Below are 16,473 nucleotides of genomic sequence, written 5' to 3'. Positions count from 1 at the left end.
GCGCCCCGCCCGCCCCGCCCCCCCCGGGGCGCCGCCCCCGCCCCCCCCCCCCCCCCGCGCGCCCCGCCCCCCCCCCCCCCCCCCCCCCCCCCCCCCCCCCCCCCCCGGGGGGCCCCCCGGGGGCCGGGGTCGTTCGGCCTAACGGGTGGCGGAGACCGCCGTCGCGTAGGTGCGGCGGAGGAAACGGCGCAGCGCGGCGATGTCGAACTGGACGACGGCGACGCCCTCGGGGGAGTGGAACTCGACGACCGCCTGGACGCGGCCGCAGGGCCAGACGCGCACGTCCCCGGTTCCGGTCGGGGCCTGGAGGCCGGCCTCCAGGAGGGCTCGGGGGAAGACCCACTCGTTGTCGGTGCCCTCGGGGGACAGGCCCGCCGGGAAGACGATCCGTACGGCCAGCGGCTCGGCGACGGTGAAGCGCAGGGCGACCGGGATGGTCCGGTAGAGGGGATCGTCCGTGATGACGCGGGCACGGACCCGTTCCTCGACGGCGGTCGTGGTGGCGGTCGCTGGGGGATTCTCGGCGGTGGCTGACATCGACAAGACTCCTCGAAATCAGAACATTTGCGTCTTTTCGTCCCGTCCAGCCTCGCACATTCCCACGAAAGCGCGCGGTTCTATTTGTGACGCGGACGCTCTTGCCAACGGTTTGCAACTGGGCACTATGGTTGAACAGCTAAAGACTGAGTAAGAAGCGGAGCCACTCCATGCATGTGCCCGACGGATTCATCAACGCACCCGTCTCGGTGGCCGCCGGAGTGGTGGCCGCCGCCGCGGTGGCCGTCAGCCTCCGCGGCGCCCGGCGCGAACTCGACGAGCGCACCGCGCCGCTCGCCGGTCTCGTCGCCGCCTTCATCTTCGCCGTCCAGATGCTGAACTTCCCGGTCGCCGCCGGTACCAGCGGTCATCTGTTGGGCGGGGCGCTCGCCGCGATACTCGTCGGCCCCTACACGGGTGTGCTGTGCGTGTCCGTGGTCCTGCTCATGCAGGGCATCCTCTTCGCCGACGGCGGCCTGACCGCCCTCGGGGTGAACATCACCGTCATGGGCGTCGTCACCGTCGTCGTCTCGTACGCGATCTTCCGCGGGCTGCTCGGGATCCTGCCGCCCACCCGGCGCTCCGTGACCGTGGCCGCCTTCACCGGGGCCCTGCTCTCGGTGCCCGCCGCAGCCGCGGCGTTCACCGCCGTCTACGCCATCGGTGGCACCACGGACGTACCGATCGCCAAGGTGTTCACCGCCATGGTCGGCGTGCACGTGCTGATCGGCATCGGTGAGGCCGCCATCACCGCCGCCACCGTCGGCGCGGTGATCGCCGTACGTCCCGACCTGGTCCACGGGGCCCGCGGGCTGACCACGCGCCTCAAGCTGCGGGTCGACGGCGAGCTCGTCGACGCGCCGGCCGCGGCCGCCGCACCCGTGGCCGCCGGCGCCGGCTCGACCCGCAAGGTGTGGGTGACCGGCCTGGTCACCGCCCTCGTCCTCGCCGGGTTCGTCTCCTTCTACGCCTCCGCCAGCCCCGACGGCCTGGAGAAGGTCGCCGCGGACAAGGGCATCGACGAGAAGGTCGAGGAGCACGCCGCCGCGAACTCCCCGCTCGCCGACTACGGGGTCAAGGACGTCGACGACGCCCGCCTGTCCGGCGGCCTCGCCGGGGTCATCGGCGTCGGCGTGACCGTCGTCGCCGGCACCGGGATCTTCTGGGCCGTGCGCCGCCGCCGGACGGAAGACCTGACCGCCACCTCCACCACCCCTTCCACCTCCGCCTCGGCAGGCTGACATGGGGGCCGGCCACGCCCACAAGCTCTACCGGCACGGCCACTCGCCGGTCCACGACCTGCCGCCGCACTGCAAACTCGCCGCGACCCTGGCCTTCGTCGTGGTCGTCGTGTCCACACCGCGCGAGGCGGTGTGGGCCTTCGGCCTGTACGCCGTCCTCATCGCGGCGGTGGCCGCCGTCGCCCGGATCCCGGCCGGCTTCCTGCTCCGGCGGCTGCTGATCGAGGTGCCCTTCGTCGCCTTCGCCGTGCTCATGCCCTTCGTGGCCGAGGGCGAGCAGGTGCGGGTGCTCGGCATGTCCCTCAGCGTCTCCGGCCTCTGGGGTGCCTGGAACGTCCTCGCCAAGGGAACCCTCGGCGTGGCCGCTTCCGTCCTGCTCGCCTCGACGACCGAGCTACGGGCCCTGCTGCTCGGCCTGCAGCGGCTCAAGCTGCCGCCCCTGCTCGTCCAGATCGCCTCCTTCATGATCCGCTACGGCGATGTGATCAGCGACGAGCTGCGCCGGATGTCCATCGCCCGCCGCTCCCGCGGCTTCGAGGCCAGGGGGATCCGGCACTGGGGGGTCCTCGCCAAGACCGCCGGCGCGCTGTTCATCCGCTCCTACGAGCGCGGCGAGCGGGTCTACCTCGCGATGGTCAGCCGTGGCTACGCCGGTTCGATGCCGGTGATCGACGAGGTCGCGGCCACGCGCGCCCAGTGGGCCTACGCGGCCGCCCTCCCGGTGACGGCGCTCGCCGTCTGTCTGATGGGATGGACCCTGTGACCCGTACTCCCTCCCTCGAAGTCGCCGGCCTCGCCTACGCCTACCCGGACGGCCACCAGGCCCTCTTCGGCGTGGACCTCACCGTCGGGCAGGGCGAGCGGGTCGCCCTGCTCGGGCCCAACGGCGCGGGCAAGACCACGCTGGTGCTGCACCTCAACGGCATCCTCGCGGGCGGGGTCGGCTCGGTGACCGTGGCCGGGCTGCCCGTGGAGAAGCGCAACCTCGCCGAGATCCGCCGCCGGGTCGGCATCGTCTTCCAGGACCCCGACGACCAGCTGTTCATGCCGACCGTGCGGGAGGACGTGGCCTTCGGCCCGGCGGCGGCCGGCATGCGGGGCGCCGAGCTGGAGGAGCGGGTCCGGGCGGCCCTGGACCAGGTCGGGATGGCGGACTTCGCCGACCGGCCGCCGCACCATCTGTCCTTCGGCCAGCGCCGGCGCGTCGCCGTCGCGACCGTACTCGCCATGCGGCCCGAGATCCTGGTCCTGGACGAGCCCTCGTCCAATCTGGACCCGGCCTCGCGCCGCGAGCTCGCGGACATCCTGCGCTCGTTGGACGTGACCGTGCTGATGGTCACGCACGACCTGCCCTACGCGCTGGAACTGTGCCCGCGCTCGGTGATCCTCAGCGAAGGGGTCATCGCGGCCGACGGCCGCACGCAGGATCTCCTGTGCGACGACAAGCTGATGCGGGCCCACCGGCTGGAGCTGCCGTTCGGCTTCGACCCGCGCACGCCCCTTCTGACGCGCCCCTCGCGCTGATCCTCGCCGGGGCGCCTCCCAGGCTTCGAGCCGCTGCGTCGGACTCCGTCCGCCGGTCGGGGCCGGGCCCGGTGAGCCGCTCCGGGGAGACCCGGGAAGCAGGGCCGTCCGGCAGGCGTTGCACTGTGGCGTAGGCGCCGTCGGGGCGCCGCGGCAGGTGCGGGGAGTAGACGTGGATGTCCACGGGACGGTGACGGAGGGCTTCGAGCCCGTCAGAGACGCGTTCGTACGCAACTTCCAGGTGCTCGGCGACCGGGGCGCGGCCGTGGCCGTGTACCGCGACGGCCGCAAGGTCGTCGACCTGTGGGCCGGCACGAAGGACGCGGACGGCACCGAGCCCTGGACCGAGGACACCGCGCAGATCGTCCGCTCCGCGACCAAGGGCGTGGCCGCCGCCGTGCCGCTGCTGCTGCACCAGCGCGGACTCATGGACCTGGACGCGCCAGTGGGCTCGTACTGGCCGGAGTTCAAGACGGGCGGCAAGGAGCGGATCCTGGTCCGCGACGTGCTCGCGCACCGCGCGGGCATACCCGCGCTGGACCGCGGGCTGAGCGCCACCGAGGCCGCCGACGGGGTGTCCGGGGCGCGCGCGGTCGCCGCGCAGGAACCTTTCTGGCAGCCGGGCACCGAGCACGGCTACCACGCGCAGACCTACAGCTGGCTGCTGTCCGAGCTGGTACTGCGGGCGACCGGCCGCACGCTGGGCTGCGTCCTCGCGGAGGAGATCGCCGAGCCGCTGGGGTTGGAGTTCTGGATCGGCCTGCCGGAGACAGAGGCCCACCGGGTGGGCCGGGTCGCGCCGGTGGAGCCGCCCGAGAGCGCGGGCATGCTGCGGACCCGGCCGCGGCGCAACGTCTCCGAGGCCTACGCCGACCCGTGGTCCCTCACCCGCCGCGCCTTCGCCGCCATCGACCCGCTGCCCGACGAGAACGCCCCCGCCTACCGGGCCGCCGAGCTGCCCGCCTCGAACGGCATCGGGACGGCCCGCGCCCTGGCCCGGTTCTACGGGGCCACCATCGGCGTGGTCGAGGACGGCGCCCGGATCTTCACCCCGGCCACTACCGAACTCGCCGCGCGGGAGCACTCCGCCGGGCCGGACCGGGTGCTCGTCGTGAACACCCGCTTCGGCGCCGGCTACATGCTGCACGGCCCGGCCTCCCCGCTGCTCTCGCCGGCCTCCTTCGGCCACCCCGGCCGCGGCGGCTCGCTGGCCTTCGCGGACCCGGAGGCGGGCATCGGCTTCGGCTACGTCACCAACGCCCTGGCCAAGTCGGTCACCGCGGACCCCCGGGCGCAGGCGCTGGTGCGGGCCCTGAAGTCGGCCCTGTCAGCCCTCTGAGGCCCGCTCGTTCCGCTCGCGTACGTCGGCCAGGGCGGCTCCCGCGTGCGCGACGAGCTCGTCCGGGGCCATCGGGAAGACCGTGTTCGGGGTGCCGGCCGCCGCCCAGACCTCCGCGTGGGCCAGCAGCGACCGGTCGGCCAGCACCCGGGTACGCGTGCGGTGCCCGAAGGGCGGTACCCCGCCGATCGCGTAGCCGGTGGTCTCCCGGACCAGGGCGGCGTCGGCCCGCGTCACCTTCCCGGCGCCGAGTTCGCGGCGTACGGCCTCCACGTCCACCCGCGAGGCGCCGTCCATGAGGACCAGCACCGGGACCCCGTCCGCCGCGAAGATCAGCGACTTGACGATCTGGCTCAGCTCGCAGCCGATCGCGGCCGCCGCGTCGGCGGCCGTACGGGTCCCTTCGGGAAAGCTCCGGACGGTGAGGTCGAGGCCCAGCCCGGCGAGGGCCTCGGCGAACAGGGGGTGCGTGGAGGTCGTCATGTCGCGACGCTAACGCCGCGCGCCGCGACATGACGACCGAATTGCGTCCCGCCGCGTCCCGCTGCCGGTCCGCTGCCGGTCCGCCGTCAGCCCGCGTTCAGCACCTGGGCGACGATCGGGCCCGCCGCCTCGCCGCCGTGGCCACCGCCTTCGACCATCGCGGCCGCGGCCACGTCGCCGCTGAAGCCGGTGAACCAGCTGTCCGGGCTCGCGTCGGCGCCGCCGACCTCCGCCGAGCCCGTCTTCGCGCCCTTGTCGGAGCCGCCGACCGAGGCCATGGCCCCGCTCGCCGTGCCGCTGGTGGCCGTCAGCTTCATCATGCCGACGAGCTGCTGCTGCACCGAGGCCTTCATCCGGCGCTCGGCCGTCGCGACCTTCCGGCCGTCGAGCTCCGGGGAGACGAGCTGCGGCTGGTGGAACACGCCGGTGCGGGCGGTCGCGGTGATGGACGCGACGTTCAGCGGGTTCATGGTGATCTGGCCCTGCCCGATGTACTCGGCGGCCGCCGCCGCGCCCGTGGCCGGCGGGACCTTGCCGTCGGTGGACTGGATACCGGTCTTCCAGTCCAGGCCGATGCCGAAGACCTCCGTGGCCTCCTTGGGCAGCGCGGAGTCGTCGTCGACGGGCTTGATCTGCTTGATGAAGGCGGTGTTGCAGGACCGGGCGAACGAGGTCGCGAAGCTGGAGCCGGGCGGCAGGTCGAAGTTCTTCAGGTTGTGGAACTCCCGGCCCCAGGTCACCGTCTTCGGACACTCCGCCGGCTTGTTCGCGGCGACCAGGCCGCGGTCCATCAGCATCGCCGCCGTCACGATCTTCATCGTCGACCCTGGGGCACGGTTGCCCCGCATCGCCGCGTTGAAGCCGTCCTTGCGGTTGTTCGCGACGGCCAGGATGTGCCCGTTGCTCGGCTGGACGGCGACCACGGAGGCCTCCGGGAACTTGGCGACCGCCTGCTCGGCCGCGGCCTGGACCTTCGCGTCGAGGTACGTCTTGAGGGTGCTCGGCTCGCCCTCGACGAGGGTCAGCAGGGTCCGCTTGGGAGCGTCCTTGGCGGCCGGTTCGATCCACAGCTCGGCCCCCGCCTTGCCGCCCGCCTTGCTGCCGTAGTTCTGGCGCAGCTCGTCCAGGATCTGGCGCAGTGAGGGGTACTTCTCCGCGGTCAGCTCCTCGCCGTTGCGGTCGACCGCCTTGACCGGCGGGTTCGCCGGAGCTCCCGCGCGCAGCTTCTCGTCCTTCTGGAGCTGCGGGTGGATCACCGAGGGCTGCCAGTCGACCAGCGGCTTTCCGCTGGTCAGCCCACGCACCACGGTCAGCTGGGAGTCGTAGGCCAGCGGCTTGGTCGTGCCCTCGTACGTGATCTCCGCCTCGACCTTGAACGGCACGACGGTGCCGTTCGGCGGGCCGGGAGTGATCACGGCCTTGGACACGTACGACTTGGTCCTGAAATCCCCGACCGCGGCCTGCGCGGCCGCGGCGTTGTTCGTCAGATCGGCGGCCACCCGCTCGTCCCCGGCCGCCCACGCGGCGAGGAAGGCCTTGGCGGTCTTCGCGGCGTCCTTCTCGCTGACCGGCCCGCTGCCCTTCTCGGCCTGGACGGAGGTCTCGTCGTCCTGGCCTTTTCCGTCTCCGTCGGCGTCGCCGACCAGCGCGTACACGCCGTACCCGGCGCCGCCGACCATGGCGAGGAACACCCCGCCGATGACGGCACCCTTCGCTGCCCCGTTCACTTGGATCCTTCCCCCATGAATACGGCTCCTGAACATGTTCAAGAACCCTTGGTGCGGACTTTACTCTGTGCAGCGGTCCGGTACGCCGTTGTTACCGGACCGGAACATCCCGCGGGCATGCCGGTCGGCGGGACAGGGCAGAATCGGCAGCCGTGTCCACACCTCCTGATCCCGCAGTCCTGTATCCCGACGTCGCGGCATGCGGCGGTCTCGCCGCGGCGCTCCGAGCCGCGGCGGAAGGCCGCCTCGACTCCGTTCTCGCGATCTCCCCCGACTCCGGATCCCTGATGTCCGCGAGCGTCACGAGCACGCTGCCGCACCGCGAGCCGCTGCGGATCAGCGCATGGACACACGAGCGGCGCTGGTCGATCCGTGGCGAGGAACCGTTCCAGGGTTCGTGCCTCATCGACGGGGAGACGGAGGACCTGGCCCAGGTCGCCACGGCGGCCCGCGCCTGGCACGACGGCGACTCCCTCGACGACATCCGGCGGGCGGCCCCCTTCGCGCACCTGACGGGCTGCTTCGAGGTGCCCGACCTCGACCCCGTTCGCCTGGTGGAATCGGAGTGGCAGGGCCTCCTCCAGGAGGCGCGCGAGCTGGAGTACTCCTGGCAGCCGCAGCACCAGGCCCTGGTCGAAGCGGCGTACGCCGAGCCGGCCCTGCGGGCCCTCTACCCGTTCACGAGCCACTGGGCGCTGCGCTTCTCGTCCACCACCCGCCCGAGCCTGACGCTGGGCAGCCCGTGTCTGAGCGCGTGCTCCGACGGCACGTACGGGGTCGGCACCGGTTTCATCACCCCGGACCTCGGCGTGTTCGCCACGGCGCCCGAGGCCGCGGCGCTGGCCGTGCGCCACCTGCCGACCGGCTTCGGGCCGGTCACGCTCGGCCGGCCGGCCGCCCCGTAGCGGGCGCCTCGCCCGAACGTGCGTGCCCCGGTGCCGTGTTCTAGCGTCGGAAGGGCGAGGGTGGCCGTCGCGCCGAGTCGTCCGCCCCTCGGAGCGCCCGCTCCCCGCCGCCGCCCCCGCCCGTGGTCCGGCGTGTCGGCGGACCGCGTGCCCCACCGAGAGAGCAGGTGCATCCGTATGCGTCCGTCGGCTCGTATCCCCAGCATCCTGGCAGGCCTGGCCCTCGCCGTCGGCGGCGCCGTGGTCGTCGCCCCGTCCGCCCACGCGGACGTGCCGGCCTGCGAGCAGTACGTCGCCAAGCACGACTCCAAGGTCGTCGTCGGCGTCACGGAGGCCTGCTACCAGGGCGCGATCGGCAACCAGACCAGCTGCGACTCCAGCCTCGTCGCGGCCGGCGCGAGCAAGGACGTCGCACAATCGGCCTGCGAGGCGTCCCGGTAGCGCAGACGACGACGGGCCCGGCACCATCCGGTGCCGGGCCCGTCGTTTTGGCTGCTAGTGCCGTGACCGGAAAGGTTCACCGGGTCGCGCTGCCCGGCACGGCACCTCGCCGCGTTGTCGGACCACGGCGGTACGTCCGGTACGAGCCGTGGCCCTCCGCCTTGCGATGCACCGCACCGGACAACGCGACCCGGCAAACCTTTCCGGTCACGGCACTAGACCCAGGTGTCCAGCCACATGCGGCCGCGCCAGGAGTCCATCGGGAGGGTCTGGCCCGTGTAGATCGGCCAGAAGTAGATGAAGTTCCACGCGATCAGCAGGACCAGGACGCCCGCGCCGATCGCGCCCAGCGCGCGGCGGCGTTCGCTCGATCCGGCCGGGCCCAGCAGGGCGCCGATCATCATCGCCACCGCCAGACACAGGTACGGGACGAAGACCACGGCGTAGAAGTAGAAGATCGTCCGCTCCTGGTAGTTGAACCAGGGCAGCAGACCCGCGCCCAGCGCGCACGCGATCGCGCCCGCCCGCCAGTCACGGCGGAAGAACCACCGCCACAGCACGTACAGCAGCGCGAAGCAGCCCGCCCACCACAGCAGCGGGGTGCCCAGGGCCAGGACCTCGCGGGCGCACTTGCCCGCCGCGGTCGCCGGGCAGCCGTCACTGCCGGGTTCGGGGGACTCGTAGAAGTAGGAGACGGGCCGGCCCAGGACCAGCCAGCTCCACGGGTTGGACTCGTAGGTGTGCCCCGAGGTCAGGCCGACGTGGAACTGGTAGACCTCGGTCTCGTAGTGCCACAGGCTGCGCAGCCACTCCGGCAGGAACCCCAGCGAACTGCCCTGGTCGTTCTTGGCCGCCCAGTCGCGCAGATAGCCGCCCTTGCCGTTGTCCGGGCTGAGGATCCAGCCCGACCACGAGGCCAGGTACGTGACGATCGCGACCGGGACGGTCGAGAGGAAGGCGGGCAGCGCGTCACGCCGCAGCATCGAGGCGTACGGGGCCCCCGCGCCGGCGGTGCGGCGCGCGGCGGCGTCCCACAGCACGGTGAGGACGCCGAAGAACGCGAGGATGACGAAGCCGTTCCACTTCGTGCCCGCGGCCAGACCCAGGCAGACGCCGGCCAGGATCCGGTACGGCCGCAGGCCCAGCCGCAGCGTCTCGGCGACCTTCACGTCGGGCCGGGTCCGGCCCTCCTCGTCCACCGGCAACGCGTCCGCGAGCCGGGCTCTGGCCCGGTCGCGGTCGATGAGCAGCGCCCCGAAGGCGGCGAGCACGAAGAACATCAGCACCAGGTCCAGCAGCGCGGTGCGGCTCATCACCAGGTGCAGGCCGTCCACCGCGAGCAGCGCGCCCGCCAGGCAGCCCAGGAAGGTCGAGCGGAAGAGGCGGCGCCCGATCCGGCACAGCATCAGCACCGACAGGGTGCCGAGCACGGCGGTCATGAACCGCCAGCCGAAGGGCGTGAAGCCGAACATCCACTCGCCGAGCCCGATCACCCATTTGCCGACCGGCGGATGCACGACGTAGCCCGGATCGGCCGGCAGGGCGACCCCGTCAGGGTTGGCGAGGATCGACGCGTCGATGTCCTTGGGCCAGCTCGCCTCGTATCCCTGCTTGATCGTGGCCCAGGCGTCCTTCGCGTAATACGTCTCGTCGAATATCACCGCCTTCGGGCTGCCCAGGTGCGCGAACCGCAGCACCCCGGCGACCAGCGCCACCAGCAGCGGCCCCACCCACGAGACGATCAGCTGCCAGGTCCCCCACACCTGCGGTGGCAGGCCGAAGGTCATCCACAGCTGCTTGGACGGCCTGGCGTACGGGGGCACCAGGCGGGTGCGGACGTCCGCGCGCGCGGACGCGGCGGACGGCGGCACGTAGCCGAAGCCGCGCAGTCGGCGCAGCCAGGTGGGCGGCTCGTCCTCGCGTCCCACCGTTGAGGCGGGCGGTGCCCCCGCGGGGCTGGGCGGTGGCGTCGCGGTACTGGTCACCGGCACATCGTAGGGAAGAGATCTGTGTGCGCCACCAGTGGCGGGGGGCGTCGGGGCACGGGGCTGAGAGGATGGGCGGGTGACGACTGACCAGCCCCGCGGTACCGAGCCCACCACCACCGCCGCCACGGCCGAGGACCTGACGGGCACGCTCGTGCTCGCCGGCACCCCCATCGGCGACCTCGCGGACGCCCCGCCCCGGCTGGCGACCGAGCTGGAGCGGGCCGATGTGATCGCCGCCGAGGACACCCGGCGGCTGCGCCGGCTGACCCAGGGGCTCGGCGTCCACACCACCGGGCGCGTCCTGTCGTACTTCGAGGGCAACGAGTCGGCGCGCACGCCGGAACTGGTCGAGGCCCTGGCCGGCGGCGCGCGCGTGCTGCTGGTGACCGACGCGGGCATGCCCTCGGTCTCCGACCCCGGCTACCGGCTGGTCGCCGCCGCCGTGGAGAAGGACATCAAGGTCACCGCGGTCCCCGGGCCGTCCGCCGTGCTCACCGCGCTCGCCATGTCCGGGCTGCCGGTGGACCGGTTCTGTTTCGAGGGGTTCCTGCCCCGCAAGGCGGGGGAGCGGCTGAGCCGGCTGCGCGAGGTCGAGGGCGAGCGGCGCACGCTCGTCTACTTCGAGGCCCCGCACCGGCTCGACGACACCCTGGCCGCGATGGCCGAGGTCTTCGGAGCGGAGCGGCGGGCCGCGGTCTGCCGCGAGCTGACGAAGACCTACGAGGAGGTCAAGCGCGGCGGGCTCGGCGAGCTCGCGGCCTGGGCCGCCGAGGGCGTGCGTGGGGAGATCACCGTCGTGGTCGAGGGCGCCCCGGCCGCGGCGCCCGGCGATGTGGACGACGAGGAGCTGGTGCGCCGGGTTCGGGTGCGCGAGGAGGCGGGTGAGCGCCGCAAGGAGGCCATCGCGGCGGTCGCGGCCGAGGCGGGCGTACCCAAGCGCGAGGTGTTCGACGCGGTGGTGGCGGCAAAGAACGCGGCACAAAAGATGCCGTAGGCAGGTAAAGGGCTAGCCTGAAAAGCAAAGCTCAGACCGCGCACCGGGCACTTTCGGAATGAGTCGCCCAAGGACCGTCCAACAGTAGACAGGACCTGATGCGCTCCCGCCCGTCGAGGCGTCCACTGGCAATGGCACCAGTGGAACAAGAGGAGCTGGCATGAGTGAGATCGCAGACACCCCGGTACCCGTCCCCACCGCAGTCCCTGTCGCTGTGACCGCTTCCGACGTGCACACCGTGCACGAGGCCTACTCCTTCGCGTGCATGAGGTGCGGGTACGGCTGGGAGCAGGCGTACGCGATCGAGCACCATGTCGACGGCAAGGGCGAGCCGTTCATCATGTACAAGGTCGACGGCGAGCGGGTGCCCTCCCCGCTGTCCAACCCGACCTGCCTGAACTGCGGCGGACACGTCGTACGGATCATGCGCGCCGGGCAGGTCTCCTCGGTGATGGGGATGATCGACCACATCTACCACCACCAGATCGCTCCCGGCATCGCCGGACCCGTGCCGGCCGGCGCGAACGTCCCCCGGCAGCCGAAGCCGCGCAGGGCCGCCCGGTCGCACGCCTCGCCGGGGCCGGTGGCCGCTCCGGCGGCCGACGAGCGCCGGGGCCTGCTCTCCCGCCTGAAGGGGCTCTTCCGCCGGTCATAAGATCGGCCGTATGAGCACACGCGTGGAGAAGACGCAGCCCAAGGACGCACCGCCGCCGCTGCCCGAACCCCTTCGGGTGGCGGTCGCGGACTCGCACACCCACCTCGACATGCAGGCCGGGACCGTCGCCGAGGGCCTCGCGAAGGCCGCCTCGGTGGGCGTGACCACCGTCGTCCAGGTGGGCTGCGACGTGAAGGGCTCCCGGTGGGCCGCCGAGACCGCGGCCGCCCACGCGAACGTCCACGCGGCCGTCGCCCTCCACCCCAACGAAGCCCCGCGGATCGTGCACGGCGATCCGGACGGCTGGTCGCGGCAGGGCGCCCGGACCGGCGGCGGCGAGGCCGCGCTGGACGAGGCGTTGGCGGAGATCGAGGCGTTGGCCGCGCTGGACCACGTCAAGGCGGTCGGCGAGACCGGTCTGGACTACTTCCGCACCGGCCCGGAGGGCATGGCCGCGCAGGAGCGTTCCTTCCGCGCGCACATCGAGATCGCCAAGCGCCAGGGCAAGGCTCTGGTCATCCACGACCGGGACGCCCACGCGGACGTGCTGCGCGTCCTGCGCGAGGAGGGCGCCCCGGAGCGGACGGTCTTCCACTGCTACTCCGGGGACGCCGACATGGCCCGCGAGTGCGCCGCCGCCGGGTACTACATGTCCTTCGCCGGGACCGTCACCTTCAAGAACGCCCAGCCGCTGCGCGAGGCCCTCGCCGTGGCCCCGCTGGAGCTGGTGCTCGTCGAGACGGACGCGCCCTACCTCACCCCGGCGCCGTACCGAGGACGGCCCAACGCGCCGTACCTCATTCCGCTGACGGTCCGGGCGATGGCCGCGGTCCGCGGTATCGACGAGGACGCGATGGCCACGGCGCTGGCGGCCAACACGGCCCGCGCCTTCGCCTACTGATCCCCCGCCCGCTCCGACACGCTGTGTAGTCGATCCACTTTGGAGCGTGACGATTCCTCCGCTAGGGTGCCGTGCCCGCACCTGAGCGTGCCGGATCACCAGTGGAGCGAGCGTCGTGAGCGATACGCAGGGCAGTCACCGCATCGGCGGTCCCGTCCCCGAGGCGTACGAGGCCCAGCCCTTGGCCCAGTCCTCGGCCCAGTCCTCGGCCCAGTCCTCGGCCCAGTCCTTGGTCTGGCCGGCGGGCCCGGATGATCCCGGGCCCGCCGCGTGGGACCCGGAGCCGGCGCTCCCGGCCCCGGAGCTCCTGGGGACCGCCCCGGACTTCCCGGTCCCGGAGTTCCCGGCCCCGGAGTTCCCGGTCCCGGCTCCGCGCGGTGGGCGCCGCCGCCGGCCCGGGATGTCGCCGGTCGAGCTGGCCGAGGCCGACACCCTGGCCGCCGCGCCCGTGGCACCCGGTTCGGGCCGCCGCCGGGCCGTGGCCCCCGCGGCCGCCGCACCCGCCGCGCCCACCCTCGTTCCGGCGCCCGCGCCCGCCCCCCACGTCCCCGCCCCGGCGGCGCCCGGCCGGCGCCGGGCCCGGGGCCGCGCCACCCCTGTCGAGACCTTCGGCGGCAACTGGCGGCGGATCGTGCCGCAGGCCCTCGTCGTCGCGTTCCTCGCGGGAGGCACCACCGCGTTCGTCGCCGCCGACAAGGCGGTACGGCTCACCGTGGACGGGGTCCCGCGCAACCTGCACACCTTCGCCGACGACATCGGCGAACTGCTCGCCGCCGAAGGCCTCGGCGTCGGCCCCCACGACCTCGTCGCCCCCGCCCCCGGCGAACCCCTCACCGACGGCGAGGAGATCGTCGTCCGCTACGGCCGCCCGCTGCGCCTGACCCTCGACGGACAGCAGCGCCAGGTGTGGACCACCGCCCGGACCGTCGAGGGCGCCCTGCGCCAGTTCGGCATCCGCGCCGAGGGCGCCTACCTCTCCGCACCCCGTACCGCCCCCGTGCCCCGCGCGGGCCTCGCCCTCAGCGTCCGCACCGAACGCAGCGTCACCTTCATGGCCGACGGCCGCGAACGCACCATCCGCACCAACGCCGCCACCGTCCAGGAAGCCCTCGACCAGGCCGGCATCACCCTCCAGGGCCAGGACACCACCTCCGTACCGCCCACCGACTTCCCGCGCGACGGCCAGACCGTCACCGTGCTGCGCATCACCGGCACCCGCGAGGTCCGCGAGGAGCGCATCCCGTACGCGACCGAGAAGGTCGAGGACCCCGCCCTGTTCGCCGGCACCGAGGTCGTCGAGCGCGCCGGTCGCCCCGGGGCGCGCAGGGTCACGTACAGCCTGCGCACCGTCAACGGGGTCCGGCAGAAGCCCCGACCCATCGCCGACGAGGTCGTCCGCGAGCCCGTCACCCAGCTGGTCAAGGTCGGCACCAAGGCACTGCCGAGTTCCGTCGCCGGCGCCGACGGCCTCAACTGGGCGGCTCTCGCCCAGTGCGAGTCCGGCGGCCGCCCCGCCGCCACCGACGCCTCCGGGACCTACGGCGGGCTGTACCAGTTCGACGTCCGTACCTGGCAGGGCCTCGGCGGCAGCGGTCGCCCGCAGGACGCCTCGGGCACGGAACAGACGTACCGGGCGAAGAAGCTCTACGTGCAGCGGGGGGCGAGTCCGTGGCCGCACTGCGGCCGCAGGCTCACGTCGTAGCGGGCGCGCCGATCTGAGACGCTTTACCGGTGAGCACCGCAGAGCAGCAGCCCGAGAACACCGAGAACCCCGAGAACGCCTCCCCCGCCGCGCCCGACGCCCTCCTCGGCCCGGCCGACATCAGGGAGCTGGCCGCCGCCCTCGGCGTACGCCCGACGAAGCAGAAGGGGCAGAACTTCGTCATCGACGCCAACACGGTGCGCCGGATCGTGCGCACCGCCGAGGTCCGCCCGGACGACGTGGTCGTCGAGGTCGGCCCGGGGCTCGGCTCGTTGACGCTCGCGCTGCTGGAGGCCGCGGACCGGGTCGTCGCCGTCGAGATCGACGACATCCTCGCCGCGGCCCTGCCCGCCACCATCGAGGCCCGGATGCCCGCGAAGAAGGACCGCTTCGCGCTGGTCCACTCCGACGCGATGCTCGTGACCGAGCTGCCCGGCCCGGCGCCGACCGCGCTCGTCGCCAACCTGCCGTACAACGTGGCCGTGCCCGTCCTGCTCACCATGCTCGACCGGTTCCCGACCATCGAGCGCACGCTGGTGATGGTGCAGGCGGAGGTCGCCGACCGGCTCGCCGCCGAGCCCGGCAACAAGGTCTACGGGGTGCCCTCCGTCAAGGCCAACTGGTACGCGCACGTCAAGCGGGCCGGTGCCATCGGCCGCAAGGTCTTCTGGCCCGCCCCGAACGTCGACTCCGGTCTCGTCTCGCTGGTCCGCCGCACCGAGCCCATCAAGACCACCGCCACCAAGGCCGAGGTCTTCGCGGTGGTCGACGCCGCCTTCGCCCAGCGCCGCAAGACGCTGCGCGCCGCGCTGGCCGGCTGGGCCGGCTCGGCGGCCGGCGCGGAGGCCGCGCTGGTCGCCGCCGGTGTCTCGCCGCAGGCCCGCGGGGAGTCCCTGACGGTCGAGGAGTTCGCGGCGATCGCCGAGCACAAGCCCGCGGCGGAGAGGCCCGCACTGTGAGCGCGCCCCGCACGCCCGTGACCGTACGGGTCCCGGCGAAGGTCAACGTCCAGCTGGCGGTGGGCGCGGCCCGCCCCGACGGCTTCCACGACCTGGCCAACGTCTTCCTCGCCGTGTCGCTGTTCGACGAGGTGACGGCCGGCCCGGCCGACACCCTGACCGTCACCTGCGAGGGCCCGGACGCCGACAAGGTCCCCCTGGACCGCACCAACCTCGCGGCGCGCGCCGCCGAGATCCTCGCGGCCCGGGCCGGCATCGAACCCGCCGTCCACCTGCACATCGCGAAGAACATCCCGGTCGCGGGCGGCATGGCGGGCGGCAGCGCCGACGGCGCGGCGGCCCTGCTGGCCTGCGACACGCTGTGGGGGCTGGACACCCCGCGCGCCGAACTCCTCGACATCTGCGCGGAGCTCGGCAGCGACGTCCCCTTCAGCCTCGTCGGCGGGGCCGCGCTCGGCACCGGCCGCGGTGAACTGCTGACGCCGGTCGGGGCGGGGACGTTCCACTGGGTCTTCGCGGTGGCCGACGGCGGGCTGTCCACGCCGGCGGTGTTCCGCGAGTTCGACCGCCTCGCCGAGATCGGGGCTGCGGAGATCCCTGCGCCGGAGGCCTCCCCGGCGCTGCTGGCCGCGCTCGCCTCGGGCGACGCGCAGGCGCTGGCCGCGGTGCTGGCCAACGACCTCCAGGCGGCGGCGCTTTCGCTGCGGCCGTCGCTGGCCGCGACGCTGGCCGCCGGGGTCGAGGGGGGTGCGCTCGCCGCGCTGGTCTCGGGCTCCGGCCCGACGACGGCGTTCCTCGTCGCGGACGAGGAGGCGGCCGCCAAGGTCGCGGCGGCGCTCGAAGCCTCGGGCACCTGCCGGGCCACGCGCGTGGCGTCCGGCCCGGCCCCGGGAGCCACGGTCCTGCCCTTCAGCCCCGCCGGCGTTTGAGCCCGGGGGACGGCCCGAGCCGGTTCTCTTTCCTGCGGGCCGGTTGCCGGGGGCGCTGCCCCCGGACCCCCGCGCCTCAAACGCCGGCGGGGGGGGAAATTCAGCCCCCCCCGGGGGTTTTGGGGGGGGGGGGGGGGGGGGCCCGGGG

The 16,473-nt window shown here is 73.5% G+C and carries 16 protein-coding genes; 12 read left to right on the top strand and 4 right to left on the bottom strand.

What is annotated here, in order from left to right:
- Positions 1-138: 138 nt before the first annotated feature.
- Positions 139-537 (bottom strand): SsgA family sporulation/cell division regulator, encoded by a 399-nt coding sequence (locus tag ACGFYY_RS22825; RefSeq protein ID WP_365267723.1) that lies wholly within the window; start codon positions 535-537, stop codon positions 139-141.
- A gap of 170 nt (positions 538-707) precedes the next feature.
- Here ACGFYY_RS22825 and ACGFYY_RS22820 point away from each other — a divergent pair, with 170 nt between their 5' ends.
- The 4 genes from ACGFYY_RS22820 (at position 708) to ACGFYY_RS22805 (ending at position 4,641) form a co-directional block, all read left to right on the top strand.
- Complete coding sequence (locus tag ACGFYY_RS22820; protein WP_393711822.1) at positions 708-1,778, top strand: energy-coupling factor ABC transporter permease; 1,071 nt, start codon at positions 708-710, stop codon at positions 1,776-1,778.
- Between the two features lies 1 nt (position 1,779).
- A complete protein-coding gene (gene cbiQ / locus ACGFYY_RS22815; protein ID WP_365267720.1) occupies positions 1,780-2,541 on the top strand; it encodes a cobalt ECF transporter T component CbiQ in 762 nt (253 codons plus the stop codon).
- The gene (locus tag ACGFYY_RS22810) at positions 2,529-3,302 is read left to right on the top strand and encodes an energy-coupling factor ABC transporter ATP-binding protein (RefSeq protein ID WP_393711819.1); all 774 of its coding nucleotides are present in this window, start codon (positions 2,529-2,531) and stop codon (positions 3,300-3,302) included. The genes cbiQ and ACGFYY_RS22810 overlap by 13 nt, the downstream gene beginning before the upstream one ends.
- Before the next feature lie 172 nt (positions 3,303-3,474).
- Positions 3,475-4,641 (top strand): serine hydrolase domain-containing protein, encoded by a 1,167-nt coding sequence (locus ACGFYY_RS22805; RefSeq protein WP_393711817.1) that lies wholly within the window; start codon positions 3,475-3,477, stop codon positions 4,639-4,641.
- Here the strand turns inward: ACGFYY_RS22805 and ACGFYY_RS22800 are convergent.
- Both ACGFYY_RS22800 and ACGFYY_RS22795 read right to left on the bottom strand, forming a co-directional pair.
- Positions 4,630-5,124, bottom strand: coding sequence for a YbaK/EbsC family protein (locus ACGFYY_RS22800; protein WP_393711815.1), 495 nt, complete (start codon positions 5,122-5,124; stop codon positions 4,630-4,632). The two genes, ACGFYY_RS22805 and ACGFYY_RS22800, sit on opposite strands and share 12 nt — an antisense overlap.
- An 86-nt stretch (positions 5,125-5,210) precedes the next feature.
- On the bottom strand, positions 5,211-6,851 hold the full coding sequence (locus ACGFYY_RS22795) for a penicillin-binding transpeptidase domain-containing protein (RefSeq protein ID WP_393711813.1): 1,641 nt from the start codon (positions 6,849-6,851) through the stop codon (positions 5,211-5,213).
- A gap of 152 nt (positions 6,852-7,003) precedes the next feature.
- On the opposite strand from ACGFYY_RS22795, the gene ACGFYY_RS22790 reads away from it, so the two are divergent.
- Complete coding sequence (locus ACGFYY_RS22790) at positions 7,004-7,756, top strand: DUF6193 family natural product biosynthesis protein (RefSeq protein WP_393711811.1); 753 nt, start codon at positions 7,004-7,006, stop codon at positions 7,754-7,756.
- 177 nt (positions 7,757-7,933) lie between these two features.
- On the top strand, positions 7,934-8,197 hold the full coding sequence (locus tag ACGFYY_RS22785; RefSeq protein WP_365267709.1) for a hypothetical protein: 264 nt from the start codon (positions 7,934-7,936) through the stop codon (positions 8,195-8,197).
- A gap of 215 nt (positions 8,198-8,412) precedes the next feature.
- On the opposite strand, the gene ACGFYY_RS22780 is transcribed toward ACGFYY_RS22785, so the two are convergent.
- On the bottom strand, positions 8,413-10,182 hold the full coding sequence (locus tag ACGFYY_RS22780; RefSeq protein WP_393711809.1) for a dolichyl-phosphate-mannose--protein mannosyltransferase: 1,770 nt from the start codon (positions 10,180-10,182) through the stop codon (positions 8,413-8,415).
- Between the two features lie 139 nt (positions 10,183-10,321).
- Here ACGFYY_RS22780 and rsmI point away from each other — a divergent pair, with 139 nt between their 5' ends.
- From rsmI to ACGFYY_RS22750, 6 genes are all read left to right on the top strand, one after another.
- A complete protein-coding gene (gene rsmI, locus ACGFYY_RS22775) occupies positions 10,322-11,179 on the top strand; it encodes a 16S rRNA (cytidine(1402)-2'-O)-methyltransferase (protein ID WP_365267787.1) in 858 nt (285 codons plus the stop codon).
- A gap of 160 nt (positions 11,180-11,339) precedes the next feature.
- Positions 11,340-11,834 carry a hypothetical protein gene (locus ACGFYY_RS22770; protein ID WP_393711807.1) on the top strand — a complete coding sequence of 165 codons (495 nt, stop codon included), beginning with the start codon at positions 11,340-11,342 and terminating at the stop codon, positions 11,832-11,834.
- A 10-nt stretch (positions 11,835-11,844) separates the two neighbouring features.
- Entirely contained in the window at positions 11,845-12,735 is an 891-nt protein-coding gene (locus ACGFYY_RS22765; RefSeq protein WP_365267705.1) for a TatD family hydrolase, read from the top strand.
- A 400-nt stretch (positions 12,736-13,135) separates the two neighbouring features.
- Entirely contained in the window at positions 13,136-14,437 is a 1,302-nt protein-coding gene (locus tag ACGFYY_RS22760) for a ubiquitin-like domain-containing protein (protein WP_393712047.1), read from the top strand.
- Positions 14,438-14,466: 29 nt separating this feature from the next.
- Positions 14,467-15,396: a 16S rRNA (adenine(1518)-N(6)/adenine(1519)-N(6))-dimethyltransferase RsmA gene (gene rsmA / locus ACGFYY_RS22755; protein WP_393711805.1), complete on the top strand. Its 930-nt coding sequence runs from the start codon at positions 14,467-14,469 to the stop codon at positions 15,394-15,396.
- Complete coding sequence (locus ACGFYY_RS22750) at positions 15,393-16,325, top strand: 4-(cytidine 5'-diphospho)-2-C-methyl-D-erythritol kinase (RefSeq protein ID WP_393711802.1); 933 nt, start codon at positions 15,393-15,395, stop codon at positions 16,323-16,325. Before rsmA ends, ACGFYY_RS22750 begins: the two co-directional genes overlap by 4 nt.
- The last annotated feature ends 148 nt before the right edge of the window (positions 16,326-16,473 follow it).

Source organism: Streptomyces sp. NPDC048331 (assembly GCF_043201215.1).
Classification (GTDB): Bacteria; Actinomycetota; Actinomycetes; order Streptomycetales; family Streptomycetaceae; genus Streptomyces.
Note: the sequence above shows the minus strand (reverse complement) of the source record. Positions and strands in the feature narration are given on the sequence as shown.

Bases quoted from the DNA above. Each gene is read 5' to 3' on its own strand.
- ACGFYY_RS22825 (WP_365267723.1), bottom strand. From the start codon at position 537: ATGTCAGCCACCGCCGAGAATCCCCCAGCGACCGCCACCACGACCGCC.
- ACGFYY_RS22820 (WP_393711822.1), top strand. From the start codon at position 708: ATGCATGTGCCCGACGGATTCATCAACGCACCCGTCTCGGTGGCCGCC.
- cbiQ (WP_365267720.1), top strand. From the start codon at position 1,780: ATGGGGGCCGGCCACGCCCACAAGCTCTACCGGCACGGCCACTCGCCG.
- ACGFYY_RS22810 (WP_393711819.1), top strand. From the start codon at position 2,529: ATGGACCCTGTGACCCGTACTCCCTCCCTCGAAGTCGCCGGCCTCGCC.
- ACGFYY_RS22800 (WP_393711815.1), bottom strand. From the start codon at position 5,124: ATGACGACCTCCACGCACCCCCTGTTCGCCGAGGCCCTCGCCGGGCTG.
- ACGFYY_RS22785 (WP_365267709.1), top strand. From the start codon at position 7,934: ATGCGTCCGTCGGCTCGTATCCCCAGCATCCTGGCAGGCCTGGCCCTC.
- ACGFYY_RS22770 (WP_393711807.1), top strand. From the start codon at position 11,340: ATGAGTGAGATCGCAGACACCCCGGTACCCGTCCCCACCGCAGTCCCT.
- ACGFYY_RS22765 (WP_365267705.1), top strand. From the start codon at position 11,845: ATGAGCACACGCGTGGAGAAGACGCAGCCCAAGGACGCACCGCCGCCG.
- ACGFYY_RS22760 (WP_393712047.1), top strand. From the start codon at position 13,136: ATGTCGCCGGTCGAGCTGGCCGAGGCCGACACCCTGGCCGCCGCGCCC.